The 16,205-nt window shown below is 40.9% G+C and carries 14 protein-coding genes; 9 read left to right on the forward strand and 5 right to left on the reverse strand.

Features of this window, described 5'->3' with window-relative positions; translation table 11 throughout:
* Window positions 1–52: 52 nt before the first annotated feature.
* A complete protein-coding gene (locus L2672_RS02820; protein WP_248994330.1) occupies window positions 53–289 on the forward strand; it encodes a hypothetical protein in 237 nt (78 codons plus the stop codon).
* A 158-nt stretch (window positions 290–447) separates the two neighbouring features.
* Here the strand turns inward: L2672_RS02820 and thiI are convergent, their stop codons facing one another.
* From thiI to pomA, 3 genes are all read right to left on the reverse strand, one after another.
* Window positions 448–1,902, reverse strand: a complete 1,455-nt coding sequence (thiI, locus tag L2672_RS02825) for a tRNA uracil 4-sulfurtransferase ThiI (RefSeq protein WP_248994331.1) — start codon at window positions 1,900–1,902, stop codon at window positions 448–450.
* Between the two features lie 335 nt (window positions 1,903–2,237).
* Window positions 2,238–3,170, reverse strand: a complete 933-nt coding sequence (locus tag L2672_RS02830; RefSeq protein WP_248994332.1) for a flagellar motor protein MotB — start codon at window positions 3,168–3,170, stop codon at window positions 2,238–2,240.
* Between the two features lie 2 nt (window positions 3,171–3,172).
* Window positions 3,173–3,940, reverse strand: a complete 768-nt coding sequence (pomA, locus tag L2672_RS02835; protein ID WP_248994333.1) for a flagellar motor protein PomA — start codon at window positions 3,938–3,940, stop codon at window positions 3,173–3,175.
* Between the two features lie 230 nt (window positions 3,941–4,170).
* On the opposite strand from pomA, the gene xseB reads away from it, so the two are divergent.
* From xseB to dxs, 3 genes are read left to right on the forward strand one after another with little or no spacing between them, the layout of a single operon-like run.
* Complete coding sequence (gene xseB, locus L2672_RS02840) at window positions 4,171–4,401, forward strand: exodeoxyribonuclease VII small subunit (RefSeq protein ID WP_248994334.1); 231 nt, start codon at window positions 4,171–4,173, stop codon at window positions 4,399–4,401.
* A 30-nt stretch (window positions 4,402–4,431) separates the two neighbouring features.
* The gene (gene ispA / locus L2672_RS02845; RefSeq protein ID WP_248994335.1) at window positions 4,432–5,313 is read left to right on the forward strand and encodes a (2E,6E)-farnesyl diphosphate synthase; all 882 of its coding nucleotides are present in this window, start codon (window positions 4,432–4,434) and stop codon (window positions 5,311–5,313) included.
* Window positions 5,314–5,332: 19 nt separating this feature from the next.
* A complete protein-coding gene (gene dxs, locus L2672_RS02850; RefSeq protein WP_248994336.1) occupies window positions 5,333–7,198 on the forward strand; it encodes a 1-deoxy-D-xylulose-5-phosphate synthase in 1,866 nt (621 codons plus the stop codon).
* Window positions 7,199–7,306: 108 nt separating this feature from the next.
* Here the strand turns inward: dxs and grpE are convergent, their stop codons facing one another.
* Window positions 7,307–7,909 (reverse strand): nucleotide exchange factor GrpE, encoded by a 603-nt coding sequence (grpE, locus tag L2672_RS02855; RefSeq protein WP_248994337.1) that lies wholly within the window; start codon window positions 7,907–7,909, stop codon window positions 7,307–7,309.
* Between the two features lie 157 nt (window positions 7,910–8,066).
* Between grpE and nadK the strand changes: the two genes are divergently transcribed.
* From nadK to L2672_RS02880, 5 genes are all read left to right on the forward strand, one after another.
* The gene (gene nadK, locus L2672_RS02860) at window positions 8,067–8,945 is read left to right on the forward strand and encodes an NAD(+) kinase (protein ID WP_248994338.1); all 879 of its coding nucleotides are present in this window, start codon (window positions 8,067–8,069) and stop codon (window positions 8,943–8,945) included.
* 343 nt (window positions 8,946–9,288) lie between these two features.
* On the forward strand, window positions 9,289–10,944 hold the full coding sequence (locus L2672_RS02865) for an L-lactate permease (RefSeq protein WP_248994339.1): 1,656 nt from the start codon (window positions 9,289–9,291) through the stop codon (window positions 10,942–10,944).
* A gap of 64 nt (window positions 10,945–11,008) precedes the next feature.
* Complete coding sequence (locus L2672_RS02870) at window positions 11,009–13,822, forward strand: FAD-binding and (Fe-S)-binding domain-containing protein (RefSeq protein ID WP_248994340.1); 2,814 nt, start codon at window positions 11,009–11,011, stop codon at window positions 13,820–13,822.
* A 252-nt stretch (window positions 13,823–14,074) separates the two neighbouring features.
* On the forward strand, window positions 14,075–14,365 hold the full coding sequence (locus tag L2672_RS02875; RefSeq protein WP_248994341.1) for a putative quinol monooxygenase: 291 nt from the start codon (window positions 14,075–14,077) through the stop codon (window positions 14,363–14,365).
* Window positions 14,366–14,465: 100 nt separating this feature from the next.
* The gene (locus L2672_RS02880) at window positions 14,466–15,206 is read left to right on the forward strand and encodes a sulfite exporter TauE/SafE family protein (protein WP_248994342.1); all 741 of its coding nucleotides are present in this window, start codon (window positions 14,466–14,468) and stop codon (window positions 15,204–15,206) included.
* A 56-nt stretch (window positions 15,207–15,262) separates the two neighbouring features.
* Here the strand turns inward: L2672_RS02880 and L2672_RS02885 are convergent, their stop codons facing one another.
* Window positions 15,263–16,180 (reverse strand): LysR family transcriptional regulator, encoded by a 918-nt coding sequence (locus L2672_RS02885; RefSeq protein WP_248994343.1) that lies wholly within the window; start codon window positions 16,178–16,180, stop codon window positions 15,263–15,265.
* Between the last annotated feature and the right edge of the window lie 25 nt (window positions 16,181–16,205).

Raw genomic sequence — 16,205 nt, forward strand, 5'->3', positions numbered from 1 at the left:
CGTTATTTGGAGTGTCCGGCAATCGAGTGATTAGTCTGCCCGGAGGCACCCTATGTTTAATGTAAAATCTGTTTTAGCCATTGCTTTTGTTTCTGTTCTCGCTGTTTCAGCAGCTCAAGCTGATGAGTTAAGCCAAATTGATGTTAGCGATTTACATGCGACATTAAATGCAGAGTTAACTGATAACATGAACCAAATGCAACAAGAACTAGCTAAAGACGTTAATAGAGATGTTGCTAGCGAAAATGATGAAGAAGTTCAAACAGCAACAACCTTAATCGCCGACTAAGCTCTAGCTTACAGACATTAGAATTTCTATTCTATGTCATATAAAACACAAAAAACGCATTTATCGCGTTTTTTTTGTTTCTATCTGCAAATAAAAAGGCTTACATAATCTGTAAGCCTTTTTTGTTACTTAAAACATGGAGTCAACTCAATATCAAATTAAGGACGATAAACCTTAACGTTGCTATGGCCTTGCTCAATTAAATATAGCGCCTGTAATTTACTCATTACACCACGATCACAGTACAATAAGTAAGTTTTAGACTTATCTAAATCAGCAAACTGAGTTGCTAATTTAAAGAATGGAATCACTTTAATATCCACTCCATCAATCTCTAGTGGGCTACGCTCTTCTTCTTCAGGTGAACGTACATCGATCACAACTTCACCACTAGCAATATCGGTCACGGTTTCTGTTTCTGTAATTTGTTGATTCATTTCTGACTCAATATCTCTTATGTCAATAACCTTGGCTGAAGCGACTACCTTTTCAATTAGGTCTTCGTCAAACTTAGCTTCTTCTGCTTCAATTTTTGACAGAACGGCTTTAACCGTTGGCTTTTGAGAAATTACACCACAATATTCCGGCATGGTTTTGGCAAAATCTTCAGTACCAATAACACGGCTTTGATTAATAATATCTTGCTTATCCATGGCGATCAGCGGACGCATGATCAACAGGTCTGTACAGCGGTCAATAACGTTCAAATTAGTTAATGTTTGGCTTGAAACCTGACCTAAACTTTCACCCGTCACCAATGCTTGAATACCGTATTTTTCAGCAATCTTAGCTGCACTGCGCATCATGACTCGTTTAAGGATGACCCCCATCTGGCCGTTATCAATGCGCTCTAAAATTTGCTCAACTACAGGCTCAAAAGGAATGGTAATAAAGCGTACTTTATGCGACGAACCATAGGTGCTCCACAAGTGGTAAGCCACTTGTTTAACCCCTATCTCGTGTTGTGCACCACCCAAATTAAAAAAGCAGTAATGGGTACGCGCGCCTTTTTTAATAAATTGGAAGCTTGATACACCAGAGTCGAATCCACCCGAAATTAGCGATAAAACATCTTCTTGGGTCGCCATAGGGAAGCCACCTAGACCCTCGATACGACGTTCAACCATATATAATTTGTCACGGTCAATTTCGAGATTTACGGTAACATCTGGGTTTTTAAGCTTAACGCCTAAAGCATCTGTATGCTGATTTAAACCACCACCTACGTAGCGCTCTACCTCAATTGAATTAAAGTCATGCTTGCCACTACGTTTAACTCGAACACAAAAAGTTTTACCAGCTATTTCATCACGGTAGCGGGGTAACGCTAGTTGGTAAATACTGTCAATGGTATCAAATGGGTATTCACTCACTTGAACCACATGCGCAATACCTGGAATACAAGCTAAGCGCTCACCAAACACCCCTACTAATTCAGGCTTGCCATCTGGTACTTTAACGATGATACGGTCAAATAAACGCTGAACTTTTGCTTCTTCATCCACTTTTTTGAGCACGTTGCGAATATTGGTTTCTAGCATTTTGGTAAAGCGTAATCTTACAGACTTACTCTTCATCATGATTTCTGGGTATAGCTTAACGATAAACTTCATAGTGGTTCCGACAGCAATAATTCAAAACTGAAACTCGTTATTAGTTCAGCTATATTAAGTAATAGTGTTTTGAATTTATAGAATAACGACTTGATTTGTATAAATAAAAGTTAGACAACCTAGTATGTAGTTACTTAGTTGACCATTGATATTTGTGCAAACAAGCAAGCAATTGGCGGATTATATCAAAATAATGCCTTGATGTAATACTCTTAGCTCTATCGAGATCTCATATTTACGCTTTACATTAGCGCCAACAAATATGCTTAAAGTTCGCTCAAAAATAAAAGCGCTGTGCTAGCCACTGCGCTTTTGTATAGTGTCAATATTTAGGCTTATTGAGATTGAATCACGGTAATTTCGTCTGATTCTTTTGGTTTGCCTTGTTCAATGGCAATTTCTACTCGTCGATTTCGCGCGCGATTAGTATTGCTATCATTTGGCACTAAAGGGTTATTTGATGCTTCGCCCATCACTTTCATACGGCTTTCATCAAAACCTTGTACTTTCATCAACTCATGAGCAACCGCAACCGCTCGTTTGCTAGATAAGTCCCAGTTAGAACTATAAAGTTCATTACTGATATGTGCGCCATCAGTATGGCCAGAAACGGTAATAATACCGGGAACATCTTTTAGCAACTCACCTATTTCACGAATAATTGGCCTAAACTTTGGCTGTAAAAAACCTGAACCTGAGGCAAATGAGCCTTTTTCTCGAATACGAATAATAATTTGCTGTCCTAATGACTCAAGTTCAATGGCACCATCGACAATTTGCTCATTGAGTTGCTCAGCCATTTTTTTAAGTTGTTCGTTGATATTATCTTGCGATGACGCAGCATCTTTTTTAACCGCTTCAGCCTCTTTTTGAGCCGTCGCACTAGCGTTACCGCCTCGCTGAGCACCATTTTGTTTTTGTACACCACCGGCACTGTCTTCTTCACCCGCTTGATACTCAATGGTTTGTTGAGTCATTTCATTGGTTTGCTGGTTAATTATTTCAATCGGCGTGGGGTCGGGTCTGCCAGGTCTAAACTCTAAAGCAATAACCGAAGTACCTTTAGGAATATCTTTCACTTCAACTTTATTCTGCACCCCGAAAGCATACTTCATTGAACCGGCAATTTGCTTGAACTTCATGACGTCCATTTCAGAGAAGGCCAGTAACAGCACGAAGAAACACATCAACAATGACATCAAGTCAGCAAAAGTTGCTAACCATAATGGCGCCCCAGCAGGTGGACAGTCACACTTGGGCTTAGCCATGCTTACTCTCCGTCCGTGGTATCAATTTTACGTTGTTTTTCGGCAAGATAGTTTTTCAAGAAGCCTTCAATAACACGTGGATTTTGGCCATCTTGAATCGCCAACACCGCATCCATAATGAGATTTCGGTTCAATAACTCTTCATTCATTCTTAATGCCAATTTATCGGCCATTGGAATGGCGATCATATTGGCGATAACAGCCCCATAAAGCGTAGTTAACAACGCCACCGCCATTGACGGGCCAATTGATTTAGGGTCATCCATATTCGACAGCATCGCCACCAAACCAACAAGTGTACCAATCATACCCATAGCAGGAGCAACGTCCCCCATGGCTTTAAATATCCCTACGCCCGCTTTGTGACGTTCTTCAGTTAAGGCAATATCTTTTTCAAGCGCATTACGCACCACATCACCGTCGTGACCATCAACTAACATGTCGACTGCTTTTTGCATAAAGGTATTACTGATTTGCGCTTCTTCTAACGCTAAAAATCCGCCTTTACGAGCAGCATCGGCCATATTGACTGATTGCTCAATTAAATCTTCAGGCTTATCAATTTTAAACATAAATGCTTTTAGACCAATTTTAATGGCACCTAAAAACTGCTTAAGATTGAATTTCATCATGACAACAAATAATGACCCCATTACTACAATCAACAGTGACGCGACATCGATAAATATCGAAATACCACCACTAGTAGCCATTGCACCAATGACGAAGGCAAATGCACCTAGAATTCCTATCAGGGTTGCTAAATCCACAACTTCTCCTCAAATGCAGTCAAGTCTGCTCGAACCTGCTTATAGTTAAGCTATAAACATCATCTTACTATGTTATCGGACAAAATCATTTCAAGTTTAGCCCGAATTTCGACTTTCTGAACAAATTTCAGTAACAAAGCGTGCTATTGAGCAAATAAACAGCGTCTGTATTTGACCCAAAAGCCTAGCTGATATACCTTGTCACACGCTGAATAGAAGGAATAGAAATCGTGGCAAAAAAAACCGAAAACCTCAGTTTTGAAGAGTCATTAAATGAGCTAGAAACCATTGTGACCAATTTAGAACAAGGTGAAGTCTCACTTGATGATGCCTTAAAGCAATTCGAACGCGGCATTAAACTAGTGCGACAAAGTCAGTCTAAACTTGAGCAAGCGCAACAAAAAGTGTCAATACTAATGGATGAGAAAGACACCCTAGCCCCATTAGATGTTGAACAATAAATCTGCTTAGCAGTTTTTTGAGGTATTCCAGTGTTATCTGATGCAATAAAGACCTATCAACAACGTGTTGATCAAGTTCTTCGCCAACACTTAAATAATCTTGATGATGCCGCCCCTATTCTTAAAGCCGCGATGACCCACGGTGCATTATTAGGTGGCAAACGCATACGACCATTTTTGGTTTATAGTGTCGGCCAAATGTTTAATGTGCCGTTATCTACATTAGACAACCTTGCTGCCGCAGTTGAATGTATTCATGCTTATTCTTTAATTCATGATGATTTACCCGCTATGGACGATGATGCCCTAAGAAGAGGCCAACCGACTGTTCATATCGCCTTTGATGAAGCCAGTGCTATTTTGGCTGGCGACGCATTACAAACATTAGCATTTGATATTATCAGTGAACCCATTCAAGGCCTAAGTGCTAGTCAGCAATTAGCGATTGTAAAATCATTAGCAAAAGCGTCTGGCTACCAAGGTATGTGCGGAGGGCAAGCAATTGATCTAAGCTCTACCAATACTCGTATCGATTTAGCAAGGCTAACTGAGCTACACAATAAGAAAACTGGCGCATTAATAAGCTGCGCTGTTGAAATGGCATTAATTGCCGCAAATGCGCCAACTCAAGAATTTAATGCATTAATGGGCTATGCTCACAAAGTTGGCTTAGCATTTCAAGTTCAAGACGATATTTTAGATATCATTGCCAGTACCGAAGAGTTAGGAAAACCTCAAGGTAGCGATGAGGAATCAAATAAAAGCACCTTTCCAAAATTACTTGGTTTAGAAGGTGCAAAAAAGACATCACAACAACTTGTTAGTGATGCATTATCAGAGCTGGAAATATTGCCATATAATAGCCAGTTAATTGCCGACTTTGCCCGATACATCATCGAGCGAAGAATATAATAAGACAGAATATCTCACTATGAGTTTCGATAATGCTAAATATCCAGTATTAGCCCAAGCTAATACGCCAGAGGATTTAAGAACACTGCCACAGGGATTATTGCCTCAGGTTGCTAATGAATTACGTCAGTTTTTATTAGAGTCTGTGGGGATTTCAAGTGGTCACTTTGCTTCTGGATTAGGTACGGTTGAATTAACCGTTGCGCTTCACTATGTCTACAACACCCCTTTTGACCAGTTAATATGGGATGTGGGTCACCAAGCATACCCGCATAAAATATTAACTGATCGCCGAGAAAAAATGCACACTATCCGCCAAAAGAATGGGCTACACCCTTTCCCATGGCGTGAAGAAAGCCAATATGACACCTTTAGTGTTGGTCATTCTGGCACATCTATCAGTGCTGCATTAGGGATGGCCATTGCTGCTGAAAAAGAAGGTAAAGATCGCAAAACCGTTGCGGTCATTGGCGACGGTGCAATGACTGGCGGCATGGTATTTGAAGCCTTAAATCATGCTGGCGACTTACATAATGACATGCTAGTGGTGCTAAACGATAATGAAATGTCTATTTCTGAAAATGTCGGCGCACTCAATAATCATTTAGCACAACTGATGTCAGGGCGTTTTTACACAACGATTCGTGAAAACAGCAAGAAAGTACTCAAAGGTATGCCTGTCATCAAAGAAATGGCTAAGCGTACTGAAGAACACTTAAAAGGTATGGTGGTGCCTGGCACCTTATTTGAGGAGTTAGGCTTTAACTACATTGGCCCGATTGATGGTCATGATGTTGAAGCGCTTGTTGATACCATGCGTAATATGCGCAACCTCAAAGGGCCACAAATTCTGCATATTATGACCAAAAAAGGTCGTGGCTATGAGCCAGCAGAAAAAGACCCAATTGGTTGGCATGCAGTACCTAAATTTGACCCGACTCAATTTAAAAAACCTGCCACTAAACCAGGCTTACCTACTTTTTCTCAGGTATTTGGTAAATGGTTATGCGATATCGCCCAACAAGACGATAAAGTGATGGGGATTACCCCCGCTATGCGTGAAGGCTCTGGGATGGTTGAGTTTTCTCAACGTTTTCCAAAGCAATACTTTGACGCAGCAATCGCCGAACAACATGCAGTAACCTTAGGTGCCGGTATGGCGACCAAAGGCTTAAAGCCTGTTGTTGCTATTTATTCCACTTTTTTACAACGTGGTTACGACCAACTAATTCATGATGTTGCCCTGCAACGCTTGCCAGTATTATTTGCTATTGACCGTGGTGGCATTGTTGGCGCAGATGGCCCAACTCACCAAGGGGCTTTTGATTTAAGCTTTATGCGCTGTATTCCTAATATGGTGATTATGGCACCATCTGACGAAAATGAATGTCGTCAAATGCTCTACACTGGATATTGTTACCAAGACGGCCCAACAGCGGTGCGTTACCCAAGAGGTAGTGCAACCGGAGCTGAGCAAGTGGAAGCAATGACCGCCTTGCCAATTGGTAAAGGAGTACTAAAGCGCCAAGGTGAGAAAATTGCCATTGTTAACTTTGGTACTACGTTAGCCGCGGCTTTAGGTGCAGCAGAATCTTTAAATGCCACCGTAGCAGACATGCGTTTTGTTAAACCATTAGACATTGAATTATTAACTGAACTAGCAAATACCCATGACGTGATTGTCACTGTGGAAGAAAACGCCATTGCAGGCGGTGCGGGGTCAGGAGTGATGGAAGCGCTACAACAACTTAAAATTATTAAGCCTGTGCTTCAAATAGGTTTGCCAGACGAATTTATTAAGCATGGCGCACCCGATGAAATTATTAGCGAACTAAAACTGGATGCCAAGGGTATTGAACAGCAAATTAGCCAATATCTTACCTAGATTTAGCGTAAATTTAACACAAGTTTGACATAAAAAATGGGCTGATTAATCAGCCCATTTTTTTATGATATTAGCAACTAAAATAGCGGCTAGATTATCTGTTAGCAATTACGCTTGAGTATCTACACTGGCGCCGCCTTGTGACACCATTACCATTGCAGGGCGAAGTAAACGCTCATTTAAAATGAAGCCTTTTTGCATCACTAACATTACGGTATTTTCGGGGTATTCACCACTTGGTTGCATACCAATTGCTTGGTGATGTTCAGGGTTAAATGCTTCACCTAATGGGTTAACTTGTTTTACGCCAAACTTTTCAACCGTGCTTAAGAAGCCTTTTAAGGTTAATTCAACCCCTTCGTAAATAGCTTTAGTTGCCTCATCTTCTGCTGAAGTGCCTTGTAAAGCGCGTTCCATGTTATCAATAACTGGTAACAATTCATTGGCAAACTTTTCTAAAGCAAACTTACGAGCCTGCTCAACATCTTTAGCTGCACGAGTACGGATGTTTTGCGTTTCTGCTGCAGCACGCATTTCAACATCTTTACGTTCTTCTAGGGCGGCTTCTGATGCTGCTAACAGCTGTTCTAATTCTTCAATGCGAAAATTAGCTTGGGTTAACTCATCCATTAAGCTTTCTTCGCCCGCTTCATTGATGGTACCTTCTTCCACTTGATCTTTGATCTCAATATCTTGTGATTCGTTGCTCATTTTCACTCCAGCTAAAAATGCAATTTATACAGTGTGCGTCATAAAAAATAGGTCTGAAACAGAATTATTTACCCTGTTCTGACACTTTTATTCAGTTTGGGTATATTATGGGGATCAATTTTGGGGTTTCAAGGCTTCTAACGCAACAATTAGCGATATGACCAAAAAGTTTAATACAATCGGCCTTATAGGCAAACCACATCACCAAGGCACAAACCTAACCTTAAAGCGTTTGCACCATTGGCTGTCCGTTCAAGGCTACAAAGTGATTGTAGAATCAAGAGTGGCTGCTGAACTGGGTAATGATGTTCTAGTACTCGACTTAATCGACATGGGTGAGCAATGCGATCTTGCTATTGTCGTCGGTGGCGATGGCAACATGTTAGGTGCTGCCAGAGTATTGGCACGCTTTGACGTTGCGGTCATTGGCGTAAACCGAGGCAACCTTGGCTTTTTAACGGATCTTCCACCGGATAATTTTGAAGACATTCTTGCCGATGTATTAGCCGGTGAGTTTGAAACTGAGTTTCGCTTTTTATTAGAAGCTGAAGTCCACCGTCACGGTAAAATTACCTCAAGCAATACTGCCGTGAATGAAGCCGTATTACATCCTGGAAAAATTGCCCATATGATCCAGTTTGAGGTTTATATTGACGAGCAATTTATGTATAGCCAACGGGCTGACGGGATGATTATTTCAACCCCAACAGGTTCGACGGCTTATTCTTTATCTGCTGGCGGCGCTATTTTAACCCCAAATCTTCAAGCGCTTATTTTAGTACCCATGTTCCCGCATACTTTATCTTGTCGACCCATTGTGGTTGATGCTTGCAGTACCATTAAATTGGTGGTGTCGCCAGAAAATGGCGAAAACTTAGAAGTCAGCTGTGATGGTCATGTGCATTTGGCCGTGTTACCTGGTGACGAGATTATTATTAGACGCTCGAATGAACAGTTAAGATTAATCCACCCCAAAGGCCATAACTATTTTCATGTACTTCGTAACAAATTAGGTTGGGGAAGCAAACTTTTCTAACCTTCTCGTCACATCCATCTACTTCGTCATTTCAACTATTTTGCGAGGGATATTACCCTCGTGAGGTAGTTCACATTCACTCTCGCTAATATTCAGTAAAATAGCTGCCTTGAAAGGGTTTGCTTTGCTGTGACCTCTATCTCACTTGACATTTTTACATATGTGGCCAAGTCACATAATTTGCTTGTTGAGTGACTGACTAAACTTTAAATGATCTTGATCAAGACCTTGGATCACTTAATGGAGTCTATTACAGCATCTTCGAGCTACACCGAAGATAGTAAAATCATAAAAAAGCAAGTTACCTTTAATTAATGATATCTCCACAAGCAAAGAGGTGTACATGACCACGTTACAACTAATCGCCAGTTTAACGCCAATCATCAGCGTTATGGTGTTTCTAGTTTTACTTAAATTACCCGCATCAAAAGCGATGCCAATTTCTATGGTTGCAACCGGATTAGCAGCCGTGTTTATTTGGCAAATGGATACTACGCTTCTAGCCGCATCCGTTGTAGAAGGAATATTATCAGCCTTAACTCCCCTTTCAATTATTTTCGGTGCCGTTTTCCTTCTCAATACGTTAAAGTTTTCTGGTGCAATGGATACCATTCGCGCCGGTTTTACCAATATTAGTGCTGATGCGCGAGTACAGGTCATCATTATTTGTTGGTTATTTGGCTCATTCATTGAAGGCTCTGCTGGTTTTGGTACGCCTGCGGCAATCGGTGCGCCATTATTAGTGCTTTTAGGTGTTCCGCCCATTGCTGCTGCCGTTGTGGCACTAATTGCTGACTCTACTTCTGTTTCATTTGGTGCTATTGGTTTGCCGGTACTATTTGGTATGGAACAAGGCCTGATGGAAAATGGCGTATCAATGGCCACCGCTCAAATTGCTGAACATGGTGGTAGTTTTGTTGATTACGCTCAATTCATTGCCATGCATATGATCACCATTGACCTTATTACTGGCTCACTACTCCCACTGGTATTAGTGTGTGTATTAACAGGCTTTTTTGGTACCAACAAATCATTTAAAGAAGGCTTACAAATTTGGAAATTTGCCCTCTTTGCAGGTTTCGCCTTCACGGTTCCAGCATGGATGATTAACTATATTGCTGGCCCTGAATTCCCATCGGTTATTGGTGCATTAATTGGCATGGCTGTGGTGATTCCTGTCGCCAAAAAAGGCTGGTTATTACCAGAAACCCCTTGGAATGACTTTGCCGATAAAGATGAAAACATCAAGCAAGGCGCAGCAGAAATTAAGCCTACTGAAGCTAAGTTTTCACAAATTGCCGCATGGTCTCCGTATATTATTATGGCGGCATTATTAGTGCTTTCACGTGTAGTAACGCCATTGAAGGACTGGTTAAACAGCTTTAATGTCAGCTGGACTGGCCTATTGGGTACAGAGTTAAAAGCAGGTTTTGCGACCTTCTATGCACCTGGTATTTTCTTTGTTCTGGTTTGTGTACTAGGCTTTATTATTTTCAAAATGAAACCAAAAGCCATTAAGCAATCGTTTACCGTTTCTTGTAGCTCAATGCTACCAACCATTATCTCTTTAGGTGCTTCGGTTCCTATGGTGAAAATTTTCTTAAACTCAGGAGCTAATGCTGCTGGACTGCAATCAATGCCAGTTGCATTGGCTGACTTATTAGCTAACACCATGGGTGCAGTTTGGGCATGGGTGTCTCCTATTGTCGGTATTTTTGGTGCCTTCTTATCAGGTTCGGCTACCTTCTCAAACATGATGTTCTCAGGTCTTCAATACTCTGTTGCTGACAACATTGGTATGAATCACGCAATGGCATTAGCACTTCAAGGAATTGGCGCAAACGCCGGTAACATGATGTGTGTAATGAACGTAGTTGCCGCTGCAACCGTTGTTGGAATGGCTGGACGTGAATCTGAAATTATCCGTAAAACAATGCCAGTTGCATTAGCTTATGCTATGGCAGCAGGAACAATCGCCTTTATTTGGGGCGGCTTTTAGTCCTTTTACAATTCTTAATGTAGCAAGTTAATCGCTTGCTACATTACAAGCATGAGAATGTGTTATGACAATTAATTATCAACAAATCACGGAAGAACTTAGAGCTAAACTAGGCGACAAGGCCGTCACTAATGATCCTGTAAAACGTTTTGCATGGTCTACTGACGCAAGTTATTTCCGTATCGTTCCTGAAATTGTGGTTCATGCTGATGAGCTCGAGCAAGTTAAAGCCACTCTAGAAGTTGCACGTAAATACAATGCACCTGTTACCTATCGCGCCGCGGGCACCAGTCTATCAGGTCAAGCCATTGGTGAAGGCATTCTATTAATTCTAGGTCATGATGGATTTAGAAAATTACAAATTAGCGAAGATAAATCAACGGTCACTTTAGGTGCAGCGGTTATTGGTGCTGATGCTAATGCGGCATTAAAGCCATTCAACAAAAAAATTGGTCCAGATCCAGCCACTTTAGCCTCTGCTAAAATCGGCGGCATCGTGTCTAACAATGCTTCTGGTATGTGTTGTGGTACTGCGCAAAACAGTTACCAAACTATCGCTTCTGCCAAGTTATTATTTGCTGACGGTACTGAGTTAGATACCGGCTGTGAAAAATCAAAAGCTGCATTTAGCCAAACGCATTCAGAATTACTAAATTCATTAACGTCATTAGCGGAAATGACCCAGCAAAACCCGACTTTAGCTGCGCGTATTCGTAAAAAATTCTCCATTAAAAATACCACTGGCTATAGCATCAATGCTTTAGTGGATTACAATGACCCGTTCGATTTAATTAATCACTTAATCGTCGGTGCAGAAGGCACATTAGCCTTTGTTAATGACGTCACCTATCACACTGTTGAAGAAGCTAAATTTAAAGCCTCTGCTATGGCAGTATTCTTTAATATGGAAGATGCGGCTAAAGCGGTTCCTCCAATGAAAGGCGACAGTGTAGCTGCGGTTGAACTATTAGATTGGGCGTCAATTAAGTCAGTTACCGGTAAGCCTGGAATGCCGACTTGGTTAAATGAACTGCCCGAAGGTGCTGCGATTCTATTAATCGAATGTCGTGCTAATGACAATGAAACTCTACAGCAGTACACCCAAGATGTGATTACCAAGATTGCTCACATCCAAACTGAACGCCCTATTGAATTCAGTTCAGATCCTGCTGTATTCAGTAAGTACTGGGCAATGCGTTCAGGTTTATTCCCAATTATTGGTGGTGAACGCCCAAAAGGCACGTCAGTTATTATTGAAGATGTCGCATTTGAGCTAGAGCACCTTGCAGAGGCCGCAGCGGACTTAACTGAATTATTCCTCAAGCACGGCTACCCTGAAGGGGTAATCTATGGTCACGCATTAGCGGGTAACTTCCACTTTATTATTACCCCTAAGTTTGCGACTCAAGCCGACATAGATACCTTCCACGCGTTTATGCAAGACGTAGCTGAAATGGTGATCAACAAATACGATGGTTCAATGAAAGCTGAACACGGTACAGGCCGTGCTGTAGCTCCATTTGTTGAAATGGAATGGGGTACAGATGCTTACACGCTAATGAAGCAAATCAAACAGATATTTGATCCTAAAGGGTTACTTAACCCTGGGGTGATTTTAAATGATGATATGCAAGTACACGTTAAAAACATCAAGCCATGCCCAGTTGTTGACGACTTAGTTGATAAATGTATCGAATGTGGTTTTTGTGAAAAAACTTGTCCAACATCGGCACTGAACTTCTCTCCTCGTCAGCGTATTGCCACACTCAGAGAAATCGAGCGTTTAGAGCAAGCCGGTGAAAAACAAGCCGCTGCAGAAATGCGCGCGAGTGCTCAATATGATGTTATTGATACCTGTGCAGCGTGTCAGCTTTGTACTATTGCGTGTCCGGTTGATAACAGCATGGGGCAATTAGTGCGTAAATTACGTACCCCGCAAATCACCTCTACTGAGCAAAAAGTGCTTGATTTCCAAGCTAAGCATTTTGGTGCAGTAAACACAGTAATCAGTACTGGTTTTAATGCCTTAGGTGTCATTCATAAAATTACTGGCGACAAGATCACCAATTCATTAATGAATGTGGGTCGTATGGTGACTAAAGAAGTTCCTTATTGGAACCCTGACTTCCCTAAAGGTGGTAACGTTGCTAAGCCTCCTGTCCATAAAGCAGGTCAACCAACAGTGGTTTACTTCCCGGCTTGTGGCGGCAGAACCTTTGGCCCAACACCAAAAGACCCTGACAACCGCACACTATCTGAAGTCACTATGACTTTATTGGAGCGAGCTGGCTACAATGTCATCACTCCTGATAACACGCGTCAGTTATGCTGTGGACAAATGTGGGAATCAAAAGGCGACTTTAAAAATGCCGACGCTAAGCGCCAAGAGCTGATTGATGAAGTGAGCAAACTAACCCAAGGCGGAACATTACCGGTTATTATCGATGGCTTGTCTTGTACTAAACGTACATTGCAAAACAACAACATTGATAATAATGTCAAAATTGTCGATTTAGTTGAATTCCTGCATGATGATATTTTGCCTAAGTTGACCATTAACAAGAAAAACAATGTGGCATTACACATTGGTTGTAGCGCTCGTCATATGAAAGTTGAGCCTAAAATGATGGCTATTGCAGAAGCGTGTGCAAGCAATATTATTCGTCCAGAAGGTATTGAATGTTGTGGTTATGCTGGCGAGAAAGGGTTATATAAACCTGAAATCAATGCCAGTGCTCTGCGTAACATCAAAAAGCTATTACCGGTTGAAGCTAAAGAAGGCTATTACGCCAACCGTATGTGTGAAGTAGGGTTAACTCAACACAGTGGTATTTCATACCGTCATTTAGCGTACTTAGTAGAAGAAAGCTCTCGCTAAGCTTAACGTTTAATCAACACAAAATAGGCCAGTCCAACCGACTGGCCTATTTTTTATGTCCCAGCTAAGCGAGTAGCTGCAGTTTTGGTTACTCAATCAGATGAACGGTCTTATTATACTCCCGCATAACTATCAAAATTTATTTGATAGTATTTAAAATATTAAGCTGTTTTTCACTACCCATTGTTTACCTATAATTTGCTCATATTAACCACGTCTTGTTTCTATATAATTCAACATTAAGGACTATTTATGACTAAGCTGACTATCATTGCTAATATTATTGCTCATGAAGATAGCATTGAATTGGTGAAATCTGAGCTAGTAAAATTAATTGATGTTACCCGTGCAGAAGAAGGTTGTATTAATTACAATCTCCATCAAGATAGTGACAATCCAGCCCACTTTACATTTTACGAAAACTGGCAGTCTCGGAAGTTATGGCAAAACCATATGCAAAACCAACATCTTGCTGAATACATGACAGCTACTCAGGGACATGTTGCCAGCTTTACGCTTAATGAGATGGCGCAAATTGCATAACTTGTATGGGTTTTCCCATAAAAAACTTAACAGTAGACTTTGAGCCAGCAACAAAGTATTTGGCTAATCTCAAGTTTATTCAGGAGCAAATTAGCACACTATGATTACTGATTTTTGGTTTTACCTAGCGGCTATTCCTGCTGTATTTTTCTATGGTATGGGTAAAGGCGGAGTTGGCGGCATTTTAGGTATGCTTTCAGTTCCTTTGATGGCTATGACCGTTTCCCCAGTTCAAGCTGCAGCTGTTTTATTACCTTTATTATGTGTTATGGACTTAATGGCACTGTATTACCACCGCAAAAATTGTAATTACAGTGAACTAAAGCTAATGATGCCCTTAGCCATTGTAGGAGTAATAAGTGCTTCTTACTTTATTGGTAATTTAGCGCCACACTTTATTGAGTTGATTATTGGTGGCTTAGCATTAGTGTTTTTAGCACAAAAATTTTTATTCAATAATACTCAGCCTGCTCAACCTATTAAAGTTAACTTATTGATGATGTTATCTGGCTTCTCGAGCACTATTGCCCATGCTGGCGGACCTCCGGTTAGTATGTACTTATTACCCAAAAACCTTCCTAAAGAGCAATTAATTGGCACTAGTGTGGTGTTTTTTGCGGTTATTAATTTTATTAAATTAATTCCCTATGGTTATATGGGGCAACTAGATACGCAAAATCTAACCACCTCTTTAGTATTGATCCCCATTGCATTTATTGGCGTAAAAACGGGGGTTTGGTTGGTTAACATTATTTCTCAAAACCTGATTTATAAAATAAGTTATGTCATTTTACTTATTACCGGAGCAAAAATGCTTTATTCAGGAGTATCAGCACTTTAAGCTGTTAAAATGACGTTAACTACGCTACAACGGCATAAAAATACAACAGAATAATGTTAAAACACACCTTGTTTTTTCAGATTAGAAAATGTTTGTTGAGTTTTTTCCCTAAGCATATCCCTTAACAAGCGAACAGCTGGAGTAATAGACTGCCTACTTGGGCACACTAACCAAAGTGCGGTAGGAGTGGGGGTAAAATCTTTCATCACGTTTACCACCCTGCCTGCAAGCAAGTCATTGGACATATCAAGCGAAGATTTGAGCGCTATACCTTTGCCAGCAACGCACCAACGGTGAACTAAATCGCCATCATTGGAGGCTCGATTGCCTTTTAGTTTTACTTTGATGTTTTCCTGACCATGACTAAATTGCCATTCATTTAATAAAATATCTCTAATTTGATAAAACAGTCCGTTATGGTTAAGTAAATCATCAGGGGTCGTTGGCGTGCCATATTCGGCTAAGTAATCATTACTGGCACACAACACTTTAGGTACATCACAAATTTTAAAGCCGTACATATTGGCATCAGATGGCGAGCCATAACGTAAAGCCATATCAACTGAATCACGATAGAAATCAACATTGCTATCACTGATACTTAAATGTATTGACACTTTGGGATATAACTCTAAAAACTCATCTAACCAAGGGGTAATGATGTTTCGGCCCAGATCAGAAGAAATCGCAATACGCAATTCACCATCAATAATGCCCGATTCTTCACGCATACTAATTTTTGCTTTCTCAAGCATATTGAGTGCTTCTTGGCATTGCGGTAAATAGCGCTCACCTGCTGAAGATAAGCGTAATTGGCGGGTCGTTCTTACAAATAACTCAACACCTAAGGCTGCTTCAACCCGTTTAACCGCAGCGCTGGCGGTAGCGGTTCGCATATCAAGACTGGTTGCAGCAGCGGTAATACTGCGAAACTCTGCCACTTTTAAAATGACCACTAAATCCTCTAGCAGCATAGCCAATACCTTTGTTGAGTTGAGA

The sequence above is a fragment of the Shewanella gaetbuli genome (assembly GCF_023284065.1).
Lineage (GTDB): Bacteria > Pseudomonadota > Gammaproteobacteria > Enterobacterales > Shewanellaceae > Shewanella > Shewanella gaetbuli.

What these genes read in the sequence shown, in the direction of transcription:
- grpE (WP_248994337.1), bottom strand. Translation starts at nt 7,909, where the DNA reads ATGAGCAACGAATCACAAGATATTGAGATCAAAGATCAAGTGGAAGAA.
- L2672_RS02820 (WP_248994330.1), top strand. Translation starts at nt 53, where the DNA reads ATGTTTAATGTAAAATCTGTTTTAGCCATTGCTTTTGTTTCTGTTCTC.
- L2672_RS02875 (WP_248994341.1), top strand. Translation starts at nt 14,075, where the DNA reads ATGACTAAGCTGACTATCATTGCTAATATTATTGCTCATGAAGATAGC.
- L2672_RS02880 (WP_248994342.1), top strand. Translation starts at nt 14,466, where the DNA reads ATGATTACTGATTTTTGGTTTTACCTAGCGGCTATTCCTGCTGTATTT.
- L2672_RS02885 (WP_248994343.1), bottom strand. Translation starts at nt 16,180, where the DNA reads ATGCTGCTAGAGGATTTAGTGGTCATTTTAAAAGTGGCAGAGTTTCGC.
- nadK (WP_248994338.1), top strand. Translation starts at nt 8,067, where the DNA reads ATGACCAAAAAGTTTAATACAATCGGCCTTATAGGCAAACCACATCAC.
- thiI (WP_248994331.1), bottom strand. Translation starts at nt 1,902, where the DNA reads ATGAAGTTTATCGTTAAGCTATACCCAGAAATCATGATGAAGAGTAAG.
- L2672_RS02870 (WP_248994340.1), top strand. Translation starts at nt 11,009, where the DNA reads ATGACAATTAATTATCAACAAATCACGGAAGAACTTAGAGCTAAACTA.
- L2672_RS02865 (WP_248994339.1), top strand. Translation starts at nt 9,289, where the DNA reads ATGACCACGTTACAACTAATCGCCAGTTTAACGCCAATCATCAGCGTT.
- L2672_RS02830 (WP_248994332.1), bottom strand. Translation starts at nt 3,170, where the DNA reads ATGGCTAAGCCCAAGTGTGACTGTCCACCTGCTGGGGCGCCATTATGG.
- dxs (WP_248994336.1), top strand. Translation starts at nt 5,333, where the DNA reads ATGAGTTTCGATAATGCTAAATATCCAGTATTAGCCCAAGCTAATACG.